26 protein-coding genes are annotated in these 24,088 nt (G+C 61.3%); 23 read left to right on the top strand and 3 right to left on the bottom strand.

Going from position 1 to position 24,088, the window contains the following annotated elements:
• The first annotated feature begins 2 nt into the window (after positions 1 to 2).
• The 18 genes from plsX to CI807_RS29660 all read left to right on the top strand — a co-directional run bounded on the left by plsX (position 3) and on the right by CI807_RS29660 (position 16,758).
• Positions 3 to 1,013, top strand: coding sequence for a phosphate acyltransferase PlsX (plsX, locus tag CI807_RS29745; protein ID WP_016979752.1), 1,011 nt, complete (start codon positions 3 to 5; stop codon positions 1,011 to 1,013).
• A gap of 126 nt (positions 1,014 to 1,139) precedes the next feature.
• Positions 1,140 to 2,078 (top strand): ACP S-malonyltransferase, encoded by a 939-nt coding sequence (gene fabD / locus CI807_RS29740; protein WP_095017296.1) that lies wholly within the window; start codon positions 1,140 to 1,142, stop codon positions 2,076 to 2,078.
• Positions 2,079 to 2,102: 24 nt separating this feature from the next.
• Positions 2,103 to 2,846 carry a 3-oxoacyl-ACP reductase FabG gene (fabG, locus tag CI807_RS29735; RefSeq protein ID WP_005790544.1) on the top strand — a complete coding sequence of 248 codons (744 nt, stop codon included), beginning with the start codon at positions 2,103 to 2,105 and terminating at the stop codon, positions 2,844 to 2,846.
• A gap of 191 nt (positions 2,847 to 3,037) precedes the next feature.
• Entirely contained in the window at positions 3,038 to 3,274 is a 237-nt protein-coding gene (gene acpP, locus CI807_RS29730; RefSeq protein ID WP_003175607.1) for an acyl carrier protein, read from the top strand.
• Positions 3,275 to 3,402: 128 nt separating this feature from the next.
• The gene (fabF, locus tag CI807_RS29725; RefSeq protein ID WP_016979749.1) at positions 3,403 to 4,647 is read left to right on the top strand and encodes a beta-ketoacyl-ACP synthase II; all 1,245 of its coding nucleotides are present in this window, start codon (positions 3,403 to 3,405) and stop codon (positions 4,645 to 4,647) included.
• Positions 4,647 to 5,462, top strand: a complete 816-nt coding sequence (gene pabC / locus CI807_RS29720; RefSeq protein ID WP_095017295.1) for an aminodeoxychorismate lyase — start codon at positions 4,647 to 4,649, stop codon at positions 5,460 to 5,462. Before fabF ends, pabC begins: the two co-directional genes overlap by 1 nt.
• 1 nt (position 5,463) lies before the next feature.
• The gene (gene mltG, locus CI807_RS29715; RefSeq protein WP_095017294.1) at positions 5,464 to 6,597 is read left to right on the top strand and encodes an endolytic transglycosylase MltG; all 1,134 of its coding nucleotides are present in this window, start codon (positions 5,464 to 5,466) and stop codon (positions 6,595 to 6,597) included.
• 19 nt (positions 6,598 to 6,616) lie between these two features.
• Positions 6,617 to 7,249: a dTMP kinase gene (gene tmk, locus CI807_RS29710; RefSeq protein ID WP_095017293.1), complete on the top strand. Its 633-nt coding sequence runs from the start codon at positions 6,617 to 6,619 to the stop codon at positions 7,247 to 7,249.
• Complete coding sequence (locus CI807_RS29705; protein WP_016979744.1) at positions 7,242 to 8,231, top strand: DNA polymerase III subunit delta'; 990 nt, start codon at positions 7,242 to 7,244, stop codon at positions 8,229 to 8,231. The genes tmk and CI807_RS29705 overlap by 8 nt, the downstream gene beginning before the upstream one ends.
• Positions 8,232 to 8,294: 63 nt before the next feature.
• Positions 8,295 to 9,080, top strand: a complete 786-nt coding sequence (locus tag CI807_RS29700; protein WP_095017292.1) for a TatD family hydrolase — start codon at positions 8,295 to 8,297, stop codon at positions 9,078 to 9,080.
• Between the two features lie 445 nt (positions 9,081 to 9,525).
• Entirely contained in the window at positions 9,526 to 10,179 is a 654-nt protein-coding gene (locus tag CI807_RS29695) for a TetR/AcrR family transcriptional regulator (protein WP_016979740.1), read from the top strand.
• A gap of 115 nt (positions 10,180 to 10,294) precedes the next feature.
• A complete protein-coding gene (locus tag CI807_RS29690) occupies positions 10,295 to 11,263 on the top strand; it encodes a GTP 3',8-cyclase MoaA (RefSeq protein ID WP_016979739.1) in 969 nt (322 codons plus the stop codon).
• Between the two features lie 75 nt (positions 11,264 to 11,338).
• Positions 11,339 to 11,944, top strand: a complete 606-nt coding sequence (locus CI807_RS29685) for a DUF4823 domain-containing protein (protein WP_016979738.1) — start codon at positions 11,339 to 11,341, stop codon at positions 11,942 to 11,944.
• 16 nt (positions 11,945 to 11,960) lie between these two features.
• The gene (locus tag CI807_RS29680) at positions 11,961 to 12,521 is read left to right on the top strand and encodes a DUF1285 domain-containing protein (RefSeq protein ID WP_095017291.1); all 561 of its coding nucleotides are present in this window, start codon (positions 11,961 to 11,963) and stop codon (positions 12,519 to 12,521) included.
• 70 nt (positions 12,522 to 12,591) lie between these two features.
• Entirely contained in the window at positions 12,592 to 13,305 is a 714-nt protein-coding gene (locus CI807_RS29675; protein WP_095017290.1) for a GntR family transcriptional regulator, read from the top strand.
• On the top strand, positions 13,302 to 14,303 hold the full coding sequence (locus CI807_RS29670) for an ADP-ribosylglycohydrolase family protein (RefSeq protein WP_095017289.1): 1,002 nt from the start codon (positions 13,302 to 13,304) through the stop codon (positions 14,301 to 14,303). The genes CI807_RS29675 and CI807_RS29670 overlap by 4 nt, the downstream gene beginning before the upstream one ends.
• A gap of 78 nt (positions 14,304 to 14,381) precedes the next feature.
• Positions 14,382 to 15,848, top strand: a complete 1,467-nt coding sequence (locus CI807_RS29665; protein ID WP_033901256.1) for a cytosine permease — start codon at positions 14,382 to 14,384, stop codon at positions 15,846 to 15,848.
• Positions 15,841 to 16,758, top strand: coding sequence for a PfkB family carbohydrate kinase (locus CI807_RS29660; RefSeq protein WP_095017288.1), 918 nt, complete (start codon positions 15,841 to 15,843; stop codon positions 16,756 to 16,758). The genes CI807_RS29665 and CI807_RS29660 overlap by 8 nt, the downstream gene beginning before the upstream one ends.
• Positions 16,759 to 16,880: 122 nt before the next feature.
• On the opposite strand, the gene CI807_RS29655 is transcribed toward CI807_RS29660, so the two are convergent.
• From CI807_RS29655 to CI807_RS29645, 3 genes are all read right to left on the bottom strand, one after another.
• Positions 16,881 to 17,144 carry a hypothetical protein gene (locus tag CI807_RS29655; RefSeq protein ID WP_033901254.1) on the bottom strand — a complete coding sequence of 88 codons (264 nt, stop codon included), beginning with the start codon at positions 17,142 to 17,144 and terminating at the stop codon, positions 16,881 to 16,883.
• A 51-nt stretch (positions 17,145 to 17,195) separates the two neighbouring features.
• The gene (locus tag CI807_RS29650; RefSeq protein WP_095017287.1) at positions 17,196 to 17,528 is read right to left on the bottom strand and encodes a hypothetical protein; all 333 of its coding nucleotides are present in this window, start codon (positions 17,526 to 17,528) and stop codon (positions 17,196 to 17,198) included.
• 85 nt (positions 17,529 to 17,613) lie between these two features.
• Positions 17,614 to 18,804 (bottom strand): MFS transporter, encoded by a 1,191-nt coding sequence (locus tag CI807_RS29645; RefSeq protein ID WP_095017286.1) that lies wholly within the window; start codon positions 18,802 to 18,804, stop codon positions 17,614 to 17,616.
• A gap of 184 nt (positions 18,805 to 18,988) precedes the next feature.
• On the opposite strand from CI807_RS29645, the gene CI807_RS29640 reads away from it, so the two are divergent.
• From CI807_RS29640 to araH, 5 genes are all read left to right on the top strand, one after another.
• The gene (locus tag CI807_RS29640; protein WP_010208407.1) at positions 18,989 to 19,468 is read left to right on the top strand and encodes a GNAT family N-acetyltransferase; all 480 of its coding nucleotides are present in this window, start codon (positions 18,989 to 18,991) and stop codon (positions 19,466 to 19,468) included.
• Positions 19,469 to 19,624: 156 nt separating this feature from the next.
• Positions 19,625 to 20,446, top strand: coding sequence for an SDR family oxidoreductase (locus CI807_RS29635; protein ID WP_095017285.1), 822 nt, complete (start codon positions 19,625 to 19,627; stop codon positions 20,444 to 20,446).
• A gap of 32 nt (positions 20,447 to 20,478) precedes the next feature.
• Positions 20,479 to 21,459: a substrate-binding domain-containing protein gene (locus CI807_RS29630; protein ID WP_095017284.1), complete on the top strand. Its 981-nt coding sequence runs from the start codon at positions 20,479 to 20,481 to the stop codon at positions 21,457 to 21,459.
• Positions 21,456 to 22,955, top strand: a complete 1,500-nt coding sequence (gene araG / locus CI807_RS29625; protein ID WP_095017283.1) for an L-arabinose ABC transporter ATP-binding protein AraG — start codon at positions 21,456 to 21,458, stop codon at positions 22,953 to 22,955. The genes CI807_RS29630 and araG overlap by 4 nt, the downstream gene beginning before the upstream one ends.
• 16 nt (positions 22,956 to 22,971) lie before the next feature.
• Entirely contained in the window at positions 22,972 to 23,937 is a 966-nt protein-coding gene (gene araH / locus CI807_RS29620) for an L-arabinose ABC transporter permease AraH (RefSeq protein ID WP_028617559.1), read from the top strand.
• Positions 23,938 to 24,088 lie beyond the last annotated feature (151 nt).

The following is a 24,088-nucleotide window of genomic DNA, read 5'->3' as shown; positions in this document are numbered from 1 at the left end:
ACTTGTCTGCTCTAGTCATCGCGATAGACGCAATGGGCGGGGACTTCGGTCCCCGCAGCATTGTTCAGGCCTGCGTTGCCAGCCTGACTGCAACACCCTCGCTGCACCTGACCCTCGTCGGTCAACCCTCCCTACTTGAAGAACTGATTGCCAGCCATCCGGCGGTGGATCGCGCGCGCCTGACGATTACGCCAGCCAGCGAAACCATCACCATGGATGAAAAGCCAGCGGCGGCCCTGCGTGGCAAGCCCGACTCTTCGATGCGGGTGGCGCTGGAGTTGCTGCGTGATGGCAAGGTGCAAGCCTGTGTCAGCGCCGGTAATACCGGGGCCCTGATGGCCTTGTCGCGGTTTGTGCTCAAGACGTTGCCTGGCATTGACCGGCCGGCGATGGTGGCGGCGATTCCGACGCAGAAAGGCTATTGCCAACTGCTGGACCTGGGCGCGAACGTTGATTGCAGTGCCGAGCACTTGTTCCAGTTTGCCGTGATGGGCTCGGTGGCCGCCGAGGCACTGGGCGTGGCCCGGCCTCGTGTGGCGTTGCTGAATATCGGTACCGAAGACATCAAGGGTAACCAGCAGGTCAAGCTGGCCGCCACCTTGCTGCAAGGTGCGCGTGGCTTGAACTACATCGGTTTTGTCGAGGGTGACGGCTTGTATCGCGGTGAGGCGGATGTAGTGGTGTGCGACGGGTTCGTCGGCAATATCCTGCTCAAGTCCAGCGAAGGCCTGGCGACCATGATTGCCACGCGCATCGAGGCCTTATTCAAGCAGAACCTGGCGTCGCGCCTGGTTGGCGCCCTGGCGCTGCCGTTGATGCGCCGGCTGCAGGCCGACCTGGCGCCGGCGCGGCACAATGGTGCGAGTTTCCTGGGTTTGCAGGGCATTGTGGTGAAAAGCCATGGTTCTGCAGGTGTAGAAGGCTTTCAAAGCGCGATTGCGCGGGCCCTGATCGAGATTCAGGAAAACCTGCCGCAACGCTTGCACGGCCGTCTTGAGGACCTGTTGCCTTAGGCGAATCGGCCCGAGAGTGCTTAAATGTGACCGGCCAGTTCAATTGACCATCCAATCTGTCAGTTTCGTGCGCTCCCACCGTAGGAGTGCGCATTTTTGACGACCAGATCATTAGGGGCTTGTTACATGTCTACATCCCTCGCATTCGTCTTTCCAGGGCAGGGTTCGCAGTCCCTCGGCATGTTGGCCGAGCTGGGCGCGCAGTACCCGCTGATCCTGGACACCTTTAAAGAAGCTTCCGACGCCCTCGGTTACGACCTGTGGGCACTCACCCAGCAAGGGCCGGAAGAGCAACTCAATCAAACCGATAAAACCCAGCCGGCCATCCTGACCGCTTCGATCGCCCTGTGGCGCTTGTGGCTGGCGGAAGGCGGCGCGCGTCCTGCATTCGTGGCCGGTCACAGCCTGGGCGAATACAGCGCGCTGGTGGCTGCGGGCAGCCTGACCCTCGGTGAGGCGGTCAAGCTGGTCGAGCGCCGTGGTCAACTGATGCAAGAAGCCGTTCCGGCCGGGCAGGGCGGCATGGCCGCTATCCTGGGCCTGGACGACGCCGTGGTGATCGAATCCTGCGCCGAAGCGGCCCAGGGCGAAGTGGTCAGCGCGGTGAACTTCAATTCCCCTGGCCAAGTGGTGATCGCCGGTGCCAAGGCTGCGGTCGAGCGTGCCATTGAAGGCTGCAAGGCCCGTGGCGCCAAGCGTGCGCTGCCATTGCCGGTGAGCGTGCCGTCGCACTGCGAGCTGATGCGTCCGGCGGCCGAGCGTTTTGCCGAGTCCATCGCCGCCATCAACTGGCAGGCGCCGCAGATCCCGTTGGTGCAAAACGTCAGCGCAGCCGTGGCTGCCGACCTCGACACCCTCAAGCGCGACCTGCTGGAGCAACTCTACAAGCCCGTACGCTGGGTTGAATCGGTCCAGACCCTGGCCGCCAATGGCGCCACCGAGCTGGTCGAGTGCGGTCCGGGCAAAGTCCTGGCCGGCCTGAACAAGCGTTGCGCCGACGGCGTGTCGACTGCCAACCTCAATACCCCGGATGCCTTCGCTGCCGCTCGCGCGGCACTGGCCTAATCCCCGAACTAAGGAGAAGCCTGCATGAGTCTGCAAGGTAAAGTTGCACTGGTTACCGGCGCAAGCCGTGGCATTGGCCAGGCGATCGCCCTGGAACTGGGCCGTCAGGGCGCCGTTGTGATCGGCACCGCCACGTCCGCTTCGGGTGCCGAGCGTATCGCTGCGACCCTGAAGGAAAATGGCGTACAAGGCACCGGCCTTGAGCTGAACGTGACCAGTGATGAGTCCGTGGCTGCGGTACTGGCCGAGATCACTGCACAGTTCGGTGCACCGGCGATTCTGGTGAACAACGCCGGTATCACCCGCGACAACCTGATGATGCGCATGAAAGACGACGAGTGGTACGACGTGGTCGACACCAACTTGAACAGTCTGTTTCGCCTGTCCAAGGGCGTTTTGCGCGGTATGACCAAGGCGCGTTGGGGTCGAATTATCAATATTGGCTCCGTAGTGGGTGCCATGGGCAACGCAGGCCAAGTAAACTACGCCTCCGCCAAGGCCGGTCTGGAAGGTTTCAGCCGTGCATTGGCACGTGAAGTCGGCTCGCGGTCGATTACGGTCAACTCGGTGGCCCCAGGGTTCATCGACACCGATATGACCCGCGAACTGCCGGAAGCACAGCGTGAAGCCTTGCTGACGCAGATTCCGCTGGGCCGTCTGGGCCAGGCTCAAGAGATCGCGAATGTGGTCACTTTCCTGGCATCCGACGGTGCGGCATACGTGACTGGGGCTACAATCCCGGTGAACGGCGGGATGTACATGAGTTAAATTGTGACGGATCGCTTCAAAAAAATGTCATACGAGCTGTCTAAAATCCGTTATAAAGCTGCAACTTAATTTATAGGCAGGTGGCCGACCGGGTACAGGGTGAAGCTTTCAGTTGAAAAGCTGAAATGGCTTTCTATACACTTACCCACCGGCCAGCTGCCTGAATTTGTCCATTAGGAGTTAAACAAGGTATGAGCACCATCGAAGAGCGCGTCAAGAAAATCGTCGCCGAGCAACTGGGCGTTAAAGAAGAAGAAGTGGTCAACACTGCTTCCTTCGTAGAAGACCTGGGTGCCGATTCCCTTGACACCGTTGAGCTGGTGATGGCTCTGGAAGAGGAATTCGAGACCGAAATCCCGGACGAAGAAGCTGAAAAAATCACTACTGTTCAAGCTGCTATCGACTACGTTACTAGCCACCAGGCGTAATAGTTTGTAGTCGTCGCTTGCTTTCAGGGAAAAACCGCACTGCTGTAACGGCGTGCGGTTTTTTCTTTAGCCCTGATGAAAAACAAGCGCTGAAGCAAAAGTGTCGTCATTAGAAAAAGGAGAGTGCTGTGTCGCGTAGACGCGTCGTAGTCACCGGTATGGGTATGTTGTCGCCACTGGGCACGGATGTGCCGAGCAGTTGGCAGGGCATTCTGGCTGGCCACAGTGGTATTGGTCTGATCGAACACACGGACCTTTCTGCCTATTCCACCCGTTTTGGCGGCTCGGTAAAGGGTTTCAATGTCGAGGAATATCTCTCGGTCAAAGAATCCCGCAAACTCGACCTGTTCATTCAATACGGCCTGGCAGCCGGTTTTCAGGCAGTGCGTAATGCCGGCCTGGAAGTCACCGACGCCAACCGTGATCGCATCGGCGTGGCCATGGGTTCGGGTATTGGCGGTTTGACCAATATCGAAGAAACCAGCCGCACGTTGCACGATTCCGGCCCCCGTCGAATTTCACCGTTCTTCGTTCCGGGCTCGATCATCAACATGATTTCCGGCTTCCTGTCGATCCACTTGGGCGCACAGGGGCCTAACTACGCCATCGCCACGGCGTGCACCACCGGCACGCACTGCATCGGCATGGCAGCGCGCAACATCGCTTATGACGAAGCCGACGTGATGATCGCTGGTGGCGCCGAGATGGCGGCCTGCGGTCTCGGCATGGGCGGCTTCGGCGCTTCCCGTGCGCTGTCGACGCGCAACGACGAGCCGACCCGCGCCAGCCGTCCATGGGACAAAGGCCGTGACGGTTTTGTACTGTCCGACGGAGCCGGTGCCCTGGTGCTGGAAGAGTTGGAACACGCCAAGGCGCGTGGCGCCACCATCTACGCCGAGCTGATCGGCTTCGGCATGAGCGGCGATGCTTACCACATGACTTCGCCACCGTCCGACGGTGCCGGTGCTGCGCGTTGCATCACCAATGCCCTGCGCGATGCGAAGGTCAATGCGGACCAGGTGCAGTACATCAACGCCCACGGCACGTCGACTCCGACTGGCGACTTGGCGGAAGCCGAAGCCATCAAGTCGGTGTTCGGCGCGCACGCCTACAACCTGGCGGTCAGTTCCACCAAGTCCATGACCGGCCACTTGTTGGGTGCGGCGGGTGCGGTCGAAGCGATCTTCAGTGTCATGGCCATCAAGGATCAGGTCGCTCCGCCGACCATCAACCTGGATGAGCCGGACGAAGGCTGCGACCTGAACTTCGTGCCTCACGAAGCGCAGCCGATGCCGATCGACGTGGTGATCTCCAACTCGTTCGGTTTTGGCGGCACCAACGGCTCCCTGGTGTTTCGCCGGTTCGCCGAGTGATGCATAGCTGGGTCGACGGTCAGCCAGCGGACAGCGTGCCCCTGAAAGATCGCGGCCTGGCGTATGGTGATGGGTTGTTCGAGACCATCGCCGTCAGGGCTGGGCAGCCGGTGCTGCTCGACCGTCACCTGCAACGCCTCGCTGAGGGTTGCAGGCGCCTCGCCTTGGTTGCGGATCATGGGTTGATTCGCAGCGAAGTGCTGGCCTATGCCGCCGCCCTCGGCGACGGTGTCCTCAAGTTGATCCTCACCCGTGGCGACAGCCTGCGCGGTTATGGCATCAACCCTGGCGCGCCGGTGCGCCGTATCTTGCAGGGCAACCCGCCCGCTACCTATCCCCACGCCCATGCAGTCGACGGTATCCGTCTGTTTGCATGTGCGACCCGCTTGGCCGAACAGCCGTTGCTGGCCGGTCTCAAGCACCTCAATCGCCTGGAGCAGGTGATCGCCCGCGCCGAATGGCAAGACGCCGAGCACGCTGAAGGCTTGATGCTGGATATGTCCGGGCGTGTCATCGAGGGCGTATTCAGCAACCTGTTCCTGGTGCGCAACGGCTTGTTACTAACCGCTGATCTGACCCGTTGCGGCGTTGCCGGCGTGATGCGTGCCGAGATTCTGGCACAGGCACATACCCTGGGAATCCCGGTGGCCGTGGCCGACATCGATCTAGAGCAGTTGCAGCAGGCCGACGAAGTCTTCGTGTGCAACAGCGTTTATGGCATTTGGCCGGTGCGTGGTTGCGCTGGGATGAGCTGGCCGGTTGGGCCGCTCACCCGTAAACTGCAGGCCATTGTTCGCGCGCTATTGGAAATTTGAGTTGATACGAAAACTGGTTGTACTGCTGCTGATCGGTCTGTTCTCCGCGGGGTTGCTGTTGGGTTATGGCGCGTGGAAATACGACGCCGCCCTGAAGCAGCCCTTGAACCTGACCCAGGAGCAATTGCTCGACGTACCGGCTGGGGCGACCCCGACTGGCACGTTCAATCGCCTGGAAGCCGACGGCGTGCTGGATGACGCCTTCTGGTTGCGCCTGTACTGGCGCTTCAACCTCGACGGCCAGCCGCTGCACAGCGGCGAATACCGCATGACCCCTGGCATGACGGCGCAAGGCCTGATCGGCCTGTGGCAGCGTGGCGAAGTGGTGCAATACAGCCTGACGCTGGTGGAAGGCTGGAACTTCCGCCAGGTGCGCTCAGCGTTGGCCAAGCATGAAAAAATCGTGCAGAGCCTCGCAGGTCTGAGCGACACGGAAGTGATGGACAAGCTTGGCCACCCTGGCGTGTTTCCCGAAGGGCGGTTCTTTCCTGATACCTACCGCTTCGTACGTGGCATGACCGACGTCGACTTCCTGAAAAAAGCCTACAACCGCCTGGATGATGTCCTCGCCCAGGAGTGGAGCAAGCGCGCTCCCGATGCGCCGTACACCGACCCTTATCAAGCGTTGATCATGGCCTCCCTGGTGGAGAAAGAGACTGGCGTGCCTGAAGAACGTGGGCAGATCGCCGGCGTCTTTGTGCGCCGCCTGAAGGTCGGCATGCTGTTGCAGACCGACCCGACGGTGATCTACGGCCTGGGCGAGCGCTACAACGGCAAGTTGACCCGTGCGCACCTCAAGGAAGCCAACCCTTACAACACCTATATGATTGCCGGCCTGCCGCCGACGCCTATTGCCATAGTCGGCCGCGAGGCGATCCATGCCGCGCTGAACCCGGTGCCGGGCAGCAGCCTGTATTTCGTTGCCCGAGGCGATGGCAGCCATATTTTCTCCGATAACCTGGATGCGCATAATGCCGCCGTGCGGGAGTTCCAGCTCAAGCGCCGCGCCGATTACCGCTCCAGCCCGGCGCCAGCGGTGAAACCTGCGGAAGACGTCGCGCCATCGCCCGATGCGTCTGCTGATAAACCGGCCGAAGTTGCGCCGGACACCACCGCACCGCAAAGCCCGCAATAATTCTGACTAAGGACTGCCTGTGACTGGCTTGTTTATTACCCTGGAAGGCCCCGAAGGCGCTGGCAAAAGCACCAACCGCGATTACCTGGCTGAGCGCTTGCGCGCCGAAGGTATCGAAGTGGTGCTGACGCGCGAGCCCGGCGGCACGCCACTGGCCGAGCGTATCCGCGAAGTGCTGCTGGCGCCGGGTGAAGAGCAGATGAACCCGGACACCGAGTTGCTGTTGGTGTTCGCCGCCCGTGCCCAGCACCTGGCCGAAGTGATTCGCCCAGCCCTGGCGCGCGGTGCCGTGGTGATCTGTGACCGGTTCACCGACTCTACCTATGCCTACCAGGGTGGTGGTCGGGGCCTGTCCCTGGAACGCATCGCCACCCTGGAGACCTTCGTTCAAGGCGACCTGCGCCCTGACCTGACCCTGGTCTTCGACCTGCCGGTGGAAGTCGGCCTGGCCCGGGCCAGCGCCCGAGGTCGCCTGGACCGTTTCGAGCTGGAAGGCCAGGCCTTCTTCGATGCGGTACGCACCGCCTTCCTCAAGCGCGCCGCCGCCGAGCCTGCGCGCTACTACCTGCTGGACGCCGCCCAACCGCTGGCCCAGGTGCAACACGCCATCGACGCCTTGTTGCCGACACTGCTGGAGCGCGCCCGTGGCTGAAGCCTACCCGTGGCAGGACAGCCTGTGGCAACAACTGGCCGGCCGCGCGCAGCACGCCCACGCCTACCTGTTGCATGGGCCGGTCGGGATCGGCAAGCGTGACCTGGCCGAGCGCCTCATGGCCAGCCTGCTGTGCCAGCGCCCGGTCAGCCTGGAAGCTTGCGGCGAGTGCAAGTCCTGCCTGCTGCTCAAGGCCGGCAGTCATCCGGATAACTACCTGTTGGAACCCGAGGAAGCCGACAAGGCGATCAAGGTCGACCAGGTGCGCGACCTCGTCAGCTTCGTGGTGCAGACCGCGCAGATGGGCGGGCGCAAGGTTGTGCTGATCGAGCCGGTGGAGGCGATGAACATCAACGCCGCCAACGCCTTGCTCAAGAGCCTCGAAGAGCCGTCCGGCGATACCGTGTTGCTGCTGGTCAGCCACCAGTCCAGCCGTTTGTTGCCGACCATCCGCAGCCGTTGTGTACAGCAAGCGTGCCCGCTGCCGAGCGAGGCCATGAGCCTCGAATGGCTGGCGCAGGCGTTGCCGGAGTGCAGCCAGGACGAACGGGTCGAACTGCTGACCCTGGCGGCCGGCTCACCCTTGGCGGCAGTGAAGCTGCAAGCCCAGGGCGTGCGTGAGCAACGCGCGCTGGTGGTGGAAGGCGTCAAGAAACTCATCAAGCAGGAAGTCTCCGCCACTCAACTGGCGGAAAGTGCCTGGAAGGACATTCCCCTGCTGCTGCTGTTCGATTGGTTCTGCGACTGGTCGAGCCTGATCCTGCGCTACCAGCTGACCCAGGATGAAAACGGCCTGGGCCTGCCGGATATGCGCAAAGTGGTGCAGTACCTGGCGCAGAAAAGTGCCCAGGACAAGGTGCTGACGATCCAGGACTGGATCCTCGCCCAGCGCCAGAAGGTACTCGGCAAGGCCAACCTTAACCGCGTGCTGTTGCTTGAGGCGCTGCTGGTGCAGTGGGTTGGCTTGCTCGGCCGCCGTTAAATTATGTGGCCGACAGGTGTATCGTCGGCCAGACACTTTTCGTGACTGAAGTTGTAGATCCCTATGCTCGTAGATTCCCATTGCCACCTCGATCGCCTTGACCTGACCCAGCACGGCGGTTCACTTGATGTTGCCCTTGAAGCCGCACGCCAGCGCGGAGTAGGGCACTTCCTGTGCATCGGCGTCAGCGCCGAAAACGCGGCTGATGTCAAAGCCCTGGCTGATCGCTACGCCGATGTGGATTGCTCGGTGGGCATTCACCCGCTGGACCTGAAGCCTGGCGAAGTCCCTGCCCTCGACTGGCTGCTGACTGAGCTCAATCACCCGCGCGTGGTGGCCATCGGCGAAACCGGCCTGGATTACCACTACGAGCCCGAAGCCGCCGAGCTGCAGCAGGCGTCGTTTCGCCTGCACCTGCAAGCCGCCCAGCAGACCGGCAAACCGGTGATCGTCCACACCCGTGGCGCCCGTGCCGACACCCTGACCCTGCTGCGCGAAGCCGCGCTGCCCCAAGCCGGCGTGTTGCATTGCTTCACCGAAGACTGGGACATGGCCAAGGCGGCCCTGGACCTGGGGTTCTACATTTCCTTGTCGGGCATCGTCACCTTCCGCAACGCCGACGCCCTGCGCGATGTTGCACGCCAGGTGCCGGTGGACCGCTTGCTGGTGGAAACCGACTCGCCGTACCTCGCGCCCATTCCTCATCGCGGCAAGCCGAACCTGCCCGAGTACGTGCGTGATGTGGCGGATTACCTGGCGATGCTGCGGGGTGAGTCCTATGAGCGCTTTGCCGAGCAGACCACCGAGAACTTCAAACGCCTGTTCCCGCTGGCTCACGTCGCTGGCTGACGCGGCCAAAACGCAGGCAAAAAAAACCCGGGTTCTGGGGGGTGAATCCGGGCTAAGACCATTAGGAGTAAAACAAGGGTACGCGGTCCGTTGGTACCCAGGTCGGCGCGTCACTTGGGGGAGATGTCACGCCGACAGTTCAAGTATTGATCAGTATCCGATTCAGTCCAGTCGCGGCTGGTCGTTTTTTAAACAGATTTGGAATACGCGCGCTTCGCTTGAGTTCTCATTGGGTAGGCGTACGGCGGCAGTTGTTGCGTATTATTTCTGACTGAGATTCATGAAAACGTTGGCGCGCTGAAAGTAAAGTGCGTTTGTGGTTCACATAGGCATTGCCCAGCGACCGTTCAGTCGGGATAATCCCTCGCACCGGGTAAATCGTATCGCCGCGTATCCGTGGCCCTGCGTCACCCTCCCTATTTTGACCTTTGCAGACCTCTTCCTCATGCACAAAGAACCCCGTAAGGTCCGTGAGTTTCGCCGCCGTGAGCAGGAAATTCTCGACACCGCACTCAAGCTGTTCCTCGAACAGGGTGAAGACAGCGTCACCGTCGAGATGATCGCGGATGCCGTGGGTATCGGCAAAGGCACGATCTACAAGCACTTCAAGTCCAAGGCCGAGATCTATCTGCGCCTGATGCTCGACTACGAGCGCGACCTGAACGAACTGCTGCATTCGGCCGACGTGGACAAGGACAAGGAAGCCCTGTCCCGTGCCTACTTCGAGTTCCGCATGCGTGACCCGCAGCGCTATCGCCTGTTCGACCGCCTGGAAGAGAAGGTGGTCAAGGGCCATCAGGTGCCGGAGATGGTCGAGGAGCTGCACAAGATCCGTGCATCGAACTTCGAACGCCTGACCCTGTTGATCAAGGGCCGCATCAGCGAAGGCAAGCTTGAAGACGTACCGCCGTATTTCCACTACTGCGCCGCCTGGGCCTTGGTGCATGGCGCCGTGGCGCTGTATCACTCGCCGTTCTGGAGCAATGTGCTGGAAGATCAGGAAGGGTTCTTCCAGTTCCTGATGGACATCGGGGTGCGCATGGGCAACAAGCGCAAGCACAGCACCGAGCAGCCGCCGCTGGAATCGCCTTCCACGTAATGATTTGCTGCCACGCGTAGTACCCCAGGAATATACTCAGGCAAGGACTCTTGCTAAAAGCTGATTTATCAGTCAGCTTTTAGCGCGCCCGAATCATCCTCTGCCGGAGTGATCCATGATCGTTGATCGTCAAGGCAGGCGTTTTCGCAATTTGCGGATCAGCCTGACCTCAGCCTGCAATTACGCGTGTACCTACTGCGTGCCCAACGGCAAGCGGCTGGTGGCTGCCCAGGACGAACTCTCGGCCGAGGCCATGGCCCGTGGCGTGGCTTACCTGATCGAGGCCGCCGGCATCGACCGCCTGCGCATCACCGGCGGTGAGCCGCTGGTCAGCCCCAAGCTGGAAGCCTTCATGGGTGCCGTCGGGCAGATGGGCCTCAGTGACATCAGCCTGACCACCAATGGCCAACTGCTGGCGCGCAAACTGCCGCTGCTGGTGGACGCTGGGATCAAGCGCATCAACGTCTCCCTCGACACGCTGGATGCGGATGCCTTCCGCAGCATCGCGCGTGGCGGCGACTTGGCCACTGTGCTCGACGGCATGGACCAGGCTCGCGCCGCCGGGATCAAGATCAAGGTCAACATGGTGCCATTGCGCGGCCAGAACCTCGACCAGGTGATGCCGCTGCTCGATTACTGCCTGGAGCGTGGGTATGAACTGCGCTTTATCGAGCTGATGCGCATGGGCCATCTGGCCAAGGACTCCAACGCGTTCCTGCAGCAATTTGTCAGCCTGCAACAACTGCTCGGCCTGATCGGCGAACAGCATGAGTACCTGCAAGCCAGTGCGCCCATTGACGCGACGGCGGTGCGTTATGAAATACCCGGCAAGGGCTATTTCGGCGTCATTGCCAACGAAAGCGTGCCGTTCTGCCGGACCTGCTCGCGGTTGCGGTTGTCGTCCACGGGTTGGTTGCATGGTTGCCTGTCGTCGAGTAACCGCCATTATGTCGGCGACCTGCTGGATAAACCCCGCCATCAAGCACTGCCAGCGTTGCAAGGCTTGTTGATGAAGGCCTTGGGCGACAAGCAGGAAGTCGCCTTCTCCGGTGGTGCGACCATCATGAAGATCATCGGCGGCTAGTGTTCCAAGCTGGCGCAGAACCTGCATCTCACGCCCATTCGCCGGTTTTCCGTCACCGGCTTCTGGAGGATTAGGATGCGTAGTCTGGTTTTGTTGCTGGCGTCGTTGACGCTGAGTGGTTGCATGACCGTCAGCGATATGGCCGAAGGCACCCGCTATCAGATGAGCGATGCCGGCTTGCTGGATCACAGCGATACCCGTCGCACTGCCTCGGTTCGCATACAGCCGGATTCTTTCGTGTTTATCGCCCAGGGCGCCTTTGTGCCTCCGGGCAGCGCTTATCCGCGTCCAAACGTGGTGGCCGAGGAAGCCTTCAACGGCTTTATCGAATATTTCCCCATGGTGCGCCGCGCCCGTCAGCCGGAAGGCTTGGAGCAGGCAATGTCCGAAGCCCGCGCGGCTGGCGCTCACTACCTGCTGTACTGCCGTTTCGCCAAGGCGGATGACCGGATCGGCAACGCCGATGAGTGGGCCGACCAGGAAGCCCTCGACCGCGTCGGGCTGGACAGCGGCGTCATCCAGATCATGTTGATCGAGACCAGCACCCAGTATTTGATCGATACTGCACGTATTCGCAGTCGTGGCGGTTTGCTGACGTTCCACGACAACAAGCCACAAGATCTGATTGCCCGTCCGCTGCGCCAGTACGCCCGCAGTCTGCTGGGCATGAGTGATCAATAAGCACCAGGAGAACCCCATGACCGATTCCGCCAAAGCCAACGATCTGTTGGCCCAACTGCCCAAGGGCAAGGGACCGGCGCCGGTACACCTGTGGAACCCGGACTTCTGCGGCAACATCGACATGCGCATTGCCCGCGACGGTACCTGGTTTTACCAGGGCACGCCGATCGGACGTAAGCCGATGGTCAAACTGTTCTCCAACATCATTCGCCGCGATGGTGATGATTACTTCCTGGTCACTCCCGTGGAAAAGGTCGGCATCAGCGTCGATGATGCGCCGTTCGTGGCGGTAACGCTGGAGGTCGAAGGGCAGGGCGAAGGCCAGTTGCTGCGCTTTACCACCAACGTGGACGATCAGATCGAAGCGGGCCTTGAACACCCCTTGCGGGTGGTGATCGACCCGGTCACCCAGGAACCTGCGCCCTATCTGCGGGTGCGCACCAACCTCGAAGCCCTGGTGCATCGCAACGCGTTCTACCAATTGGTGGAGCTGGCGGTGAGCCGTCCGATCAACGGTCAGAACTGGCTGGGCGTCTGGAGCGGCGGGGAGTTTTTCCGTATCGGCCTGGAACCCTGACGCTGGTTTTTTCATTTCCCTGAAATAATTCGCTTGCTGCAAACGGGCGCTTTCGGTTATCAATTTGTACATGATTAGACATGTTCGATTTGATAAGAAAAAACGCGTCGTCGACGAGCTCATCCGCCGTATCGAGGGTGGGGTGATGGTCGATGGCTTCCTGTTGCCGGGCGAGCATCAGTTGGCCGAAGAGTTTGCGGTCAGCCGCGGGACCCTGCGCGAGGCCTTGGCTGAACTCAAGCGGCGCAATTACATCGCGACCCAGAGCGGCGTCGGCTCCATCGTCACGTTTGACGGTATGGTGCTCGACCAACGCAGCGGTTGGGCCCAGGCCCTGGCCGACACCGGCGCGCGGGTGAACACCGACATCCTGCGCCTGGAAGCGGTGAACCGCCCGGACCTGCTCAGCCGGTTCGGCAGCGACCAGTTCATCGCCCTTGATCGCTGTCGCCGTACCCTCGACGGTACGGCAGTGTCCCTGGAGCGCTCGCTGATGCCGGCGTCCGGCGCCCTGGAAAGCCTGCCTAAAGTCGGCCTGATCGATAACTCCCTGACCATCACCCTGGCCGCCTACGGTTACGTCGGCGCCGAAGGTGACCAATGGATCGGCGCCGAACCCCTCAGCGACGAAGACGCCGAGTTGCTCGGCCGTCCTGCAGGCACGGTGTTTCTCAAGGCCTCACGGACCACCTACGACCGTCGCGAACGTTTCATGGAGCATGTCGAAAGCTTGCTCGACCCGCTGCACTTTCGCCTGCACCTCCAGTTTGGAAACTCGAAATGACCCCGCACATTCGCGCCCTCGGCGCTTTTTACGGCCTGGCATTGGGCGACGCCCTGGGCATGCCGACCCAGTCTTTGAGCCGCGAGCAGGTCCGGGCCCGTTTCGGCGCCATCACTGGCCTGGAAGATGCCGACGCCGACCAGCCGATTGCGCCGAACATGCCTGCCGGTTCCATCACCGATGACACCGAGCAGGCGATCCTGGTGGGTGAGTTGCTGGTGGAGGGGCAGGGCGTCATCGAACCGACGGTGCTCGCCCAGCGTTTGATCGATTGGGAAGCCGTGATGCGCGCCAAGGGCTCGCAGGATTTGCTCGGCCCCTCCACCAAGCGCGCCATCGACATGATCCTCGCCGGTCACACGCCGGCAGAGTCCGGCCGGTATGGCACCACCAACGGCGCTGCGATGCGCATCACCCCGGTAGGGATCGCCGCCGACGTCAGCGACCCGGCGCGGTTTATCCAGGCGGTGATCCAGGCCTGCCAGGTTACCCATAACACCACCCTGGGGATTTCCAGTGCGGCGGCGGTGGCGGCGGTGGTGTCGGCCGGCATCAACGGCGTGGACCTGGGCGAAGCACTGAACATCGGCACCCAGATTGCCCAGCAGGCTGAAGGCCATGGTCACTGGATTGCCGGCGGGCGTATTTCCACGCGCATCAGTTGGGCGCGCACCTTGAGCGTCGGCAGTGGCGACAAGGCCCTGTTCGCCGACCTGCTGTACGAATTGATCGGTACTTCCGTCGCATCCCAGGAGTCGGTGGTGGTGTCGTTTGCCCTGGCCCAGCAAGTGGCAGTGGGTGAGATGAGTGCGTTGGAGGCCTTGTGCCTGGCCGCCAGCCTTGGCGGTGACACAGACACGATTGCCGCCATTCTCGGCGCCATGCTGGGTGCGTGCCTGGGCATGCAGTGCTGGCCTGGCGCGATGATCGAACAGGTCAAGCAGGTCAATGGCCTGGATTTGCAGCCGCTGGTTCAAGAGCTGTTGAAAATGCGCTGAGTCAGGACGACCGGAAACACGATTCGCTTTGTACCCCTGCCACAACCACAACAATACAGGCACCAGGAGCACCCCCTCATGAGCAGCACCTCTTCCGGCCAAAGTGCCGGGCAATTGGAAACACGTGGCATCGAACCGGTCCCTGAAGGGGAGTGCAACGGGCACCCGCTGCAACTGTTCTGGGTGTGGTTCGCCGCCAACATCAGCATCCTCGGCTTGCCGCTCGGCGCCACGCTGGTGGCGTTTCGCGGCCTGGCGATCTGGCAGGCGATTATCGTCGCGATCCTCGGCGCTGCCGGTTCGTTCGCGGTGGTGGGCATCATCTCCATCGCTGGCCGTCGTGGGCGTGCGCCGAGCCTGACGCTGTCCCGCGCCATCTTCGGTGTGCGCGGCAATATCGGGCCGACGCTTGTGTCGCTGATGTCGCGCCTGGGTTGGGAAACGGTCAACACCACCACGGCCGCCTTTGTGCTGCTGTCGTTGTGCTCGATCCTGTTTGGTTCGCCGGTGGAGGCGAAAAGCGCGCCGGTGCTGACCCTGATCTTTATCGCCATCTTCGTGTTGCTGACCTTGTCGGTTTCCGGCCTGGGCCATGCCACGTTGCTGGTGATTCAGAAGTGGGCCACGTATGTATTCGGCGCCCTGAACATTCTGGTCGGCGGCTTCCTCTGCGCCACCATCGATTGGAGCGCAGTGTTCAACGCCACCCCGGCGCCGCTGAGCGCGATGATCATCGGCGTCGGCACCATGGCTGCCGGTACCGGTATTGGCTGGGCGAATGCCGGCGCCGACATGTCGCGCTACCAACATCGTAGCGTGACCGCCGTGCGCCTGGTGGCATCGGCCGCGTTTGGCGCGGGCATTCCGCTGGTGTTGCTGATCACCCTTGGCGGCTTGCTGTCGGTGGGCAACAACGACCTGGCCTCGGCCACTGACCCGATCGTCGCGATCCGCGACATGCTGCCGACCTGGATGGCGGTGCCGTACCTGATCACCGCGTTTGGTGGCCTGCTGCTGTCCAACAACCTGTCGGTGTACTCGGCGGGCCTCACCACCCTGACCCTCGGCTTGAAGGTCAAGCGCGTGCATGCGGTGATCGTCGACATCGTGGCGATCTTCGCCGGCTCGATCTACTTCATGTTGATCGCCGACAGCTTCTACGGGCCGTTCATCACCTTCATCTCGTTGCTGGCGGTGCCGATCACGGCGTGGGTCGGCATCTTCGTGGTTGACCTGATCCACCGTCACTACTACAGCCCCAAGGACCTGCTGGACGTGAGCCCAAGCAGCGCCTACTGGTATCGCGGCGGTGTGGAATGGCGTGCGTTCGGCGCCTGGGCGGTGGCAATTGTGCTGGGCTTCAGCTTCACCACCATCGGCACCACCGCCGAAAACATCTGGTTCGCCGGGCCTTTGTCCGACTCCTGGCTGGGCCACAATGGTCTGGGCTGGATTGTCACCTTCGTGGTTGCCGGCGGGATTTATGCAGTACTGGGTGGCGCAGCTGACCGTCGCCCGGCTTTGGTAGAGCGTCCTAATGTCTAGATTGCTGCACACCGGCCAGGTCATCGTCGATCTGGTCATGGCCCTCGATACCTTGCCCGCCACCGGCGGCGATGTGCTGGCGCAATCGGCCAGCTTTGAGGCCGGAGGGGGCTTCAATGTGATGGCGGCCGCGCGGCGCAATGGGTTGCCGGTGGTTTACCTCGGCCGTCATGGCAATGGGCGCTTTGGTGACCTGGCCCGTGCGGCGATGCAGGCCGAAGGGGTCGAAATGGCCCAGGCGGCCAGCACCGATAAAGACACCGGTTTGTGTGTCTCGCTGACCGAAGCCACCACCGAGCGCACCTTCATTTCCCATATCGGCGCTGAAGGTGACTTGAGTGCCGATGACTTGGCGCGAATGGTCCCGCAAGCGGACGATTACGTGTATGTCAGCGGCTACAGCCTTTTATTGGAAGGCAAGGCGCAGGCATTGCTCGACTGGCTGCTGACGCTACCGCGAGCGATCACCGTGGTGTTCGATCCGGGCCCGTTGGTCAAGGCGCCTGACTCCAAGCTGATGGTGGCGTTGCTGCCGCGTATCGATATCTGGACCAGTAATGGCCCGGAAGCCCTGGCCTTTACTGGGGCGGGTACGGTGGCGGATGCGCTGGTCGATCTCAATCGTCACCTGCCCGTGGATGCCTTGCTGGTGGTGCGGGATGGACCGAATGGTTGCTGGGTCAGCCGCAATGGCCAGGCGGAGCATGTGCCGGGGTTCAAGGTAAAGGCGGTGGACAGCAATGGGGCGGGGGATGCCCATGCGGGTGTGTTTATCGCGGGGTTGGCGAATGGCCTTGAACCCGCTGAAGCGGCACGGCGGGCGAATGCGGCAGCGGCGTTGGCGGTAACTCGATGGGGGCCAGCAACCTCACCCGGCACTGCCGAGGTAGATGCTCTACTCGCTGGCTGAATGCGGACAAAACTGTGGGAGCGGGCTTGCTCGCGAAGGCGGAGTGTCAGGCAAAGATTTGCCACTGATCCACCGCATTCGCGAGCAAGCCCGCTCCCACATTTAGTTTTGTATGAGGGCTGCTAGAGCGTTTCAGATTCCAACTTACGCGCCTCATCCACCCCAGACGCCGTCAGCTTGATCGGCAGATTCAACGCATACTCACCGGCAGCGTCAGTGGTCACATGCCCATCCTTGATCAACCCACGGTCCTGCAGGAACGCCAAGACACTGGCCACCTCTTTTTCGCCGCGGTAGTTATCCAGCACCTCCTTGCCCAGGCCTTGCGGATGGGCGTGCAGCAGACGGGTGAGGACTTCTTTTTCAAGGTTTCTATCGACGTTCATGCGTACCTCTTCACTGGGAAATGATCGGGTGTTCGTCTTGCGTTCGATGGGTCAGGGCGCAGGTTGTTTCGGCGCACCTGGCACGTTGGAATCATCGCCCTTGTTGATGTTGGGCTGGTTGATCGCCGGACCCATTTTGCCGTTACCGACGGCAGCAGGCGCTTGACGCTGGGTATCGTTGCCCTGGGTGCGCGGGTCAGCACCGGGCTCAATGACCGCGCCACCATTGGTGTCCATGCCGGTACCCATGGATTTCTGCGACTCGGTGGTGGCGTTCGGCGTTGGATCGGTGGGCCCGGTGGTCGAGCTGGCGGCAAAGGCGCTCAGCGACGCAGCAGACAACAGGCCTGTGAGGGCGAGGGCAGCAAACTTGGAATTTTTCATGAGGGTGTCTCCATATGATTAATGTCCTTACCCTCTATTGGTCAGCCAGGCCTTGGCGTTCGTGCCTTGATGGCGACGAACGGTCTTAGCTCACTTGTAAGATTTTGTGTGCCGAGGCCCGCCGCCAGATCAGTCTCGCGAGGCTGATCAACCAATTGAGCAACGCCACAGCCGTCACACTCAGCAGCAGCGATTGCAGGCCATATTCGACGATGATCCGCCCCGCCAGCATCGGGAACCCGAACACCCCGACGAAGTACCCGAGGCTGAACAGCAGCAACGCTTGGGACGTGGTGCCAGCGGGGGCTTCATTGGCCACCAGCCCGTTGATCACCGAGTACGTCAGCCCATAACCCACGCCTAGAGTGATGGCGGCGAGCAGGTAGCTGAAGGTCCCCGACACCGTGAAGCCGAACATCAACACCGACACCAGCATCAACCCCGACAGTACGCACGCCGAGCGATAGGCATCACGCTTGACGACAAGCCCTGCAATCAACAAGCGGCTGGTAATCGCCGCGCTCAGGAAACCCACGAAAAACAGCGAATAGTCCAGGGAATGCGCCGCTGCGTAGCTGGTCTGGAATGAGGACAACCCGCCGAACACACAACCGCCCAGGCCGACCATGATGATTGCGAACACGGCCCGCGATGACAGCACCTGGCGGGTGGCACGCCAGGAAATTTTTGCCACAACCGCGTCTTGTTTGAGATGGGCGCCCAGTCGCCAGAACATCACCACGCCCATCAGGCTGGCGAAGGCGGCGATGTAAAACGCGCTGGTCAGCGGCAGCTCCAATGCGCTCGCCGCACGCCCGAGCAAGGGGCCGGCCCCGATCCCGCTCATCATGCTGCCGGACAATAACGCAAAGTACTTGGCCCGCTGCTGCGGTTCCACCAGCATGGCCACGATGATCGGTCCCAAGGTATAGAACACCCCCCAACCGAGTCCCAGGGCCAGGCCAAACCCCATCAAGCCCAGGCCGAAACCTGGCATCAGTGCAAAACCCAGGCATGCCACCACCAACAACAGGCCCAATCCCGCAATCGCCCGCGCCGCGCCCAGCACATCAGCCAAATGCCCGGAGACCACCACCGCCACGAAGGTGCTGAGCATCGCCATGGAGATCACACTGCCTGCATCGTGCTCGTTACCGCCGCGCGTATGAATCAGCAACGACAACAGAAAGGTCGAGCCGTAAGACAGCGACAACAGAAAACTGGCAAGGCAAAACAGGGCGAACAGCGGTGTGCTCACCGCAGACTTGGAATGCATAAGATGGCCTGGAAGTCATTGGAGTTATGCCGGACTTTTTACCATGCACCGCTTTGCCGATTGTTGTGTGGTTGATGGTGCCAGCGTTAGCCGTGGACGGAGTAAGGGTATGCAGTGAAATTGCACTGCAATCCGTCACGAAAGCGTCTTAGTATGTGTGCTTTGAAATTGCCAAGGCTCGCCCATGACCATCGAGATTCGCCCCGCCGTGCCCAGCGATGCTGCGCAAATCCTGACGTTTATCACCGAGCTGGCCGAGTACGAGAAGGCCCGGCACGAAGTGATCGCCAGTGTGGTGGACATCGAGCGTAGCCTGTTCAGCGAAGGCGCCACCGCCCATGGCCTGATCTGCCTGCGCGACGGCTTGCCGATTGGCTTTGCGGTGTTCTTTTTCAGCTATTCCACCTGGCTCGGCAGCAACTGCCTGTACCTGGAGGACCTCTACATCAACCCGGAACAGCGCGGCGGCGGGGCGGGCAAGAAGCTGCTGCGCCACCTGGCGAAGATCGCTTTCGATAACGGCTGCGGGCGCTTTGAGTGGAGCGTGCTGGACTGGAACGAACCGGCGATTGCCTTCTACAAATCCATCGGCGCCCAGCCCCAGGAAGAGTGGGTGCGCTATCGCATGGAAGGCGACGCACTGCGTGACTTCGCCCTCGGCTGACGGAGAAGGCCCTACAAATACCGGCGACGATTCGCCGGTTTTTTTGTTTTTATGTTCACTATGTGGGATGCAAATTTATATATTGAGATATTTCAAATGATGGGTTTATAGTCGGCTGCATCAGCACTCACTACCAAAAATAAAACAGGTGAAGCGATGCAGGCACAACCCTTGTCACTCCCCGCCGTGCCCGAGCCAACCTATGGCGAACGGCTCAAAGGCAAAGTGGTCATCATCACCGGCGCCGCCCAGGGCATTGGCGAGGCGATCGTCGCGTGTTTTCAGGCGCAGCAGGCGCGCCTGATCATCGCGGATATCCAGGGCGAAAAAGTCGAGAAGGTCGCCGCCCACTGGCGCGAACGCGGCGCCGAGATATACGCGCAAGCCGTCGACATCACCTCAAAAGACCAATGGCAAGCGCTGGTCAACCTGGCCATCGAGCGCTTCGGTCGCGTGGATGTGCTGGTCAACTGCGCCGGCGTCAACGTGTTCCGCGACCCGCTGGAAATGACCGACGAAGACTGGCGCCGCTGCTTCGCCATCGACCTCGACGGTGCCTGGTTCGGCTGCCGCGCGGTGTTGCCGCACATGATCGAGCAGGGCATTGGCAACATCATCAACATTGCGTCCACCCATTCCAGCCACATCATCCCCGGCTGCTTTCCCTATCCCGTGGCCAAGCACGGCCTGCTCGGCCTGACCCGCGCCCTCGGCATCGAATATGCGCCCAAAGGCATCCGTGTGAATGCCATCGCGCCGGGTTACATCGAAACCCAGCTCAACGTCGACTACTGGAACGGTTTCCCCGACCCTCCCGCCGAGCGTCAGCGCGCGTTCGACCTGCACCCGCCCAAGCGCATCGGCCAGCCGGTCGAGGTGGCGATGTCGGCACTGTTCCTGGCGACCGACGAGGCGCCCTTTATCAATGCAACCTGCCTGATGATCGATGGCGGGCGTTCTGTGATGTACCACGACTAAAGCGTTTTCCAATAACAAGAAGGAGGTGGTCCATGTTCAAGAAGACTCTAGGCACCCTGGCGCTGGCAATGGCGTTCAGCAGCGTGGCGCTCGCCGAAGAAGTGAAGATCGGCTTCCTGGTCAAGCAGGCCGAAGAACCCTGGTTCCAGACCGAATGGGCCTTCGCCGAAAAAGCCGGCAAGGACCAGGGTTTCACCGTGATCAAGATTGCCGTGCCGGACGGTGAAAAAACCTTGTCGGCCATCGACACCCTGGCCGCCAATGGCGCCAAGGGCTTCGTGATCTGCCCGCCGGATGTGTCCCTCGGCCCGGCAATCATGGCCAAGGCCAAGCTCAATAACCTCAAGGTGCTGGCGGTGGATGACCGTTTTGTCGATGCCAAGGGCAAACCCATGGAAGACGTGCCTTACGTCGGCCTGGATGCCTACAAGATCGGTCAGAAACAAGGCGAAGCCATGGCCGCCGAAGCCAAGCATCGCAACTGGGATTGGAAGGAAACCTACGCTGTCATCAACACATTCGACGAGTTGGAAACCGGCAAGAAACGCACCGACGGTTCGGTCGAAGGCCTCAAGGCTGCCGGCCTGCCCGCCGACCATATCCTGTTCAGCGCGCAGAAAACCCTCGACGTACCCGGCAGCATGGATTCCACCAACTCGGCCTTGGTGAAACTGCCCAGCGGCGCGAAAAACCTGATCATCGGCGGCATGAACGACAGCACCGTACTGGGCGGCGTGCGCGCCACCGAAAGCGCCGGTTTCAAGGCGGCGAACGTGATCGGCGTCGGCATCAACGGTACCGATGCGATTGAAGAGCTGAAGAAAACCGACACCGGTTTTTACGGCTCGATGCTGCTGAGCCCTGACGCCTCCGGCTACAAAACCGCCAGCGCCATGTTCGAGTGGGTCACCAAGGGCACGGAGCCGGCCAAGTTCACCGCATTGGACAACGTGACCCTGATCACCCGCGCCAACTTCAAGGAAGAGCTGAGCAAAATCGGGCTGTGGAAATGACCGGCGCGGCCTTGCGCTTCAACGGCATCGGCAAAGAGTTTCCCGGTGTGAAAGCCCTGGCGCAGATCAGCTTTGAAGCGCGGCCGCGCGAGGTGCACGCGTTGATGGGCGAGAACGGCGCGGGCAAGTCGACGCTGCTGAAGATTCTCGGCGGCGCCTACCTGCCGAGCAGCGGAACACTGCAGATCGGCGAGCAGACCATGGACTTCAAGTCCGCCGCCGACAGCATTGCCAACGGCGTGGCGGTGATTCACCAGGAGCTGCACCTGGTGCCGGAAATGACCGTCGCCGAAAACCTGTTCCTTGGGCATTTGCCGACGCGCTTTGGGGTGGTCAACCGCAGTCAATTGCGCAAGCAAGCGTTGGCCTGTCTCAAAGGCCTGGCCGATGAAATAGATCCGGACGAAAAGCTCGGACGCCTGTCCCTTGGCCAGCGCCAGCTGGTGGAAATCGCCAAGGCGTTGTCCCGTGGCGCCCATGTGATTGCCTTCGACGAACCCACCAGCAGCTTGTCGGCGCGGGAGATCGACCGCTTGATGGCGATCATTGCCCGCCTGCGCGATGAGGGCAAAGTCGTGCTTTACGTGTCGCACCGTATGGAAGAGGTGTTCCGCATCTGCAACGCGGTGACGGTGTTCAAGGACGGCCGTTATGTGCGCACTTTCGACGATATGAACGCGCTGACCCACGACCAGTTGGTGACGTGCATGGTCGGTCGCGATATCCAGGACATCTACGATTACCGGCCACGGGAACAGGGCGACGTCGCGCTGAAGGTCGACGGCTTGCTTGGCCCAGGCCTGCGTGAGCCGGTCAGCCTGCAGGTGCACAAGGGCGAGATTCTTGGCCTGTTCGGATTGGTCGGGGCAGGGCGCACGGAGCTGTTTCGGCTGCTGAGCGGTTTGACGCGCAGCACCGCCGGTAGCCTTGAACTCTGCGGGCAAACACTGCAATTGCGTTCACCCCGCGACGCGATTGCTGCCGGCGTGCTGCTGTGCCCGGAAGACCGCAAGAAGGAGGGCATCATTCCGCTGTCCAGTGTGGCCGAGAACATCAACATCAGCGCGCGTGGTGCCCATTCCACCTTCGGCTGGCTACTGCGCGACGGCTGGGAAACGGCCAACGCCGACCGGCAGATCAAGGCGATGAAGGTCAAGACGCCCAACGCCGAACAGAAAATCATGTACCTCTCCGGCGGCAACCAGCAGAAGGCCATTCTCGGTCGCTGGCTGTCGATGCCGATGAAGGTGCTGCTGTTGGACGAGCCGACCCGTGGCATCGACATCGGCGCCAAGTCGGAGATCTACCAGATCATCCACAACCTCGCCGCCAGCGGTATTGCGGTGATCGTGGTGTCCAGCGACCTGATGGAAGTGATGGGCATCAGCGACCGCATCCTGGTGATGAGCGAAGGCGCCCTGACCGGCGAACTCACCCGCGACCAGGCGGACGAAGCACGGCTGTTGCAACTGGCTCTCCCGCGTTCGCGGGCTTGAAGAATTCGAGGTGAATATGTCTGAGGTAAAAACTGCAAAGGGCTTCTGGCCGGGTTTCAACCAGCGCAAGTTCCTCGATGACTGGGTGATGTTGCTCGCCGCGTTGAGCATCTTTGTGCTCAGTGCGTTGTTTATCGATAACTTTCTTTCGCCGCTGAACATGCGCGGGCTCGGCCTGGCGATTTCTACCGTGGGTATTGCGGCGTGCACCATGCTGTTCTGCCTGGCGTCGGGGCACTTCGACTTGTCGGTGGGCTCGGTGATTGCCTGTGCCGGTGTGGTCGCGGGCATTGTGATCCGCGACACCGATAGCGTGGTGCTCGGCGTGTCCGCTGCGTTGGCCATGGGCCTGGTGGTGGGGCTGATCAACGGCATCGTCATCGCCAAGCTGCGTATCAACGCATTGATCGCGACCTTGGCGACCATGCAGATCGTGCGTGGACTGGCGTACATCTTTTCCAACGGCAAGGCCGTCGGCGTGATGGACGAAGGTTTCTTCGTGTTCGGCAACGGCCAGCTGATGGGTGTGCCGGTGCCGATCATCATCACCGTGCTGTGCTTTGTGTTCTTTGGCTGGCTGCTCAACTACACCACCTACGGGCGCAACACCATGGCCATCGGCGGTAACCAGGAAGCGGCGTTGCTGGCCGGGGTGAACGTCGATCGCACCAAGATCATCATCTTTGCCGTGCACGGCTTGATCGGTGCGTTGGCCGGGGTGATCCTCGCCTCGCGCATGACCTCGGGCCAGCCGATGATTGGCCAGGGGTTTGAGCTGACCGTGATCTCGGCGTGTGTATTGGGCGGGGTGTCGTTGAGTGGCGGCATTGGCATGATCCGTCACGTGATTGCCGGGGTGCTGATTTTGGCGATCATCGAGAATGCGATGAACCTGAAGAACATCGACACCTTTTACCAGTATGTGATCCGGGGTTCGATCCTGTTGCTGGCCGTCATCATCGACCGCATGAAGCAGCGCTGATCTTTGCGGCTGATGAGCTTGTTGTGGCGAGCAGGCTTGCCCTGCGTTGGGCTGCGAAGCGGCCCTAAAACCAAGCACCCCGTTTTACCTGGCGAACCGCAGTGAGTTTACCGGGGCCGCTGCGCAGCCCAACGCAGGGCAAGCCTGCTCG

Source organism: Pseudomonas sp. NS1(2017) (assembly GCF_002269425.1).
GTDB lineage: Bacteria > Pseudomonadota > Gammaproteobacteria > Pseudomonadales > Pseudomonadaceae > Aquipseudomonas > Aquipseudomonas reactans.
Note: the sequence above shows the minus strand (reverse complement) of the source record. Positions and strands in the feature narration are given on the sequence as shown.

Bases quoted from the DNA above. Each gene is read 5' to 3' on its own strand.
- CI807_RS29635 (WP_095017285.1), top strand. From the start codon at position 19,625: ATGCAGGCACAACCCTTGTCACTCCCCGCCGTGCCCGAGCCAACCTAT.
- CI807_RS29675 (WP_095017290.1), top strand. From the start codon at position 12,592: ATGATTAGACATGTTCGATTTGATAAGAAAAAACGCGTCGTCGACGAG.
- CI807_RS29695 (WP_016979740.1), top strand. From the start codon at position 9,526: ATGCACAAAGAACCCCGTAAGGTCCGTGAGTTTCGCCGCCGTGAGCAG.
- CI807_RS29650 (WP_095017287.1), bottom strand. From the start codon at position 17,528: ATGAAAAATTCCAAGTTTGCTGCCCTCGCCCTCACAGGCCTGTTGTCT.
- CI807_RS29690 (WP_016979739.1), top strand. From the start codon at position 10,295: ATGATCGTTGATCGTCAAGGCAGGCGTTTTCGCAATTTGCGGATCAGC.
- CI807_RS29660 (WP_095017288.1), top strand. From the start codon at position 15,841: ATGTCTAGATTGCTGCACACCGGCCAGGTCATCGTCGATCTGGTCATG.
- CI807_RS29680 (WP_095017291.1), top strand. From the start codon at position 11,961: ATGACCGATTCCGCCAAAGCCAACGATCTGTTGGCCCAACTGCCCAAG.
- pabC (WP_095017295.1), top strand. From the start codon at position 4,647: ATGCATAGCTGGGTCGACGGTCAGCCAGCGGACAGCGTGCCCCTGAAA.
- araG (WP_095017283.1), top strand. From the start codon at position 21,456: ATGACCGGCGCGGCCTTGCGCTTCAACGGCATCGGCAAAGAGTTTCCC.
- acpP (WP_003175607.1), top strand. From the start codon at position 3,038: ATGAGCACCATCGAAGAGCGCGTCAAGAAAATCGTCGCCGAGCAACTG.
- CI807_RS29655 (WP_033901254.1), bottom strand. From the start codon at position 17,144: ATGAACGTCGATAGAAACCTTGAAAAAGAAGTCCTCACCCGTCTGCTG.
- CI807_RS29670 (WP_095017289.1), top strand. From the start codon at position 13,302: ATGACCCCGCACATTCGCGCCCTCGGCGCTTTTTACGGCCTGGCATTG.
- araH (WP_028617559.1), top strand. From the start codon at position 22,972: ATGTCTGAGGTAAAAACTGCAAAGGGCTTCTGGCCGGGTTTCAACCAG.
- CI807_RS29685 (WP_016979738.1), top strand. From the start codon at position 11,339: ATGCGTAGTCTGGTTTTGTTGCTGGCGTCGTTGACGCTGAGTGGTTGC.
- CI807_RS29665 (WP_033901256.1), top strand. From the start codon at position 14,382: ATGAGCAGCACCTCTTCCGGCCAAAGTGCCGGGCAATTGGAAACACGT.
- CI807_RS29645 (WP_095017286.1), bottom strand. From the start codon at position 18,804: ATGCATTCCAAGTCTGCGGTGAGCACACCGCTGTTCGCCCTGTTTTGC.
- fabD (WP_095017296.1), top strand. From the start codon at position 1,140: ATGTCTACATCCCTCGCATTCGTCTTTCCAGGGCAGGGTTCGCAGTCC.
- CI807_RS29640 (WP_010208407.1), top strand. From the start codon at position 18,989: ATGACCATCGAGATTCGCCCCGCCGTGCCCAGCGATGCTGCGCAAATC.
- CI807_RS29630 (WP_095017284.1), top strand. From the start codon at position 20,479: ATGTTCAAGAAGACTCTAGGCACCCTGGCGCTGGCAATGGCGTTCAGC.
- fabG (WP_005790544.1), top strand. From the start codon at position 2,103: ATGAGTCTGCAAGGTAAAGTTGCACTGGTTACCGGCGCAAGCCGTGGC.
- CI807_RS29700 (WP_095017292.1), top strand. From the start codon at position 8,295: ATGCTCGTAGATTCCCATTGCCACCTCGATCGCCTTGACCTGACCCAG.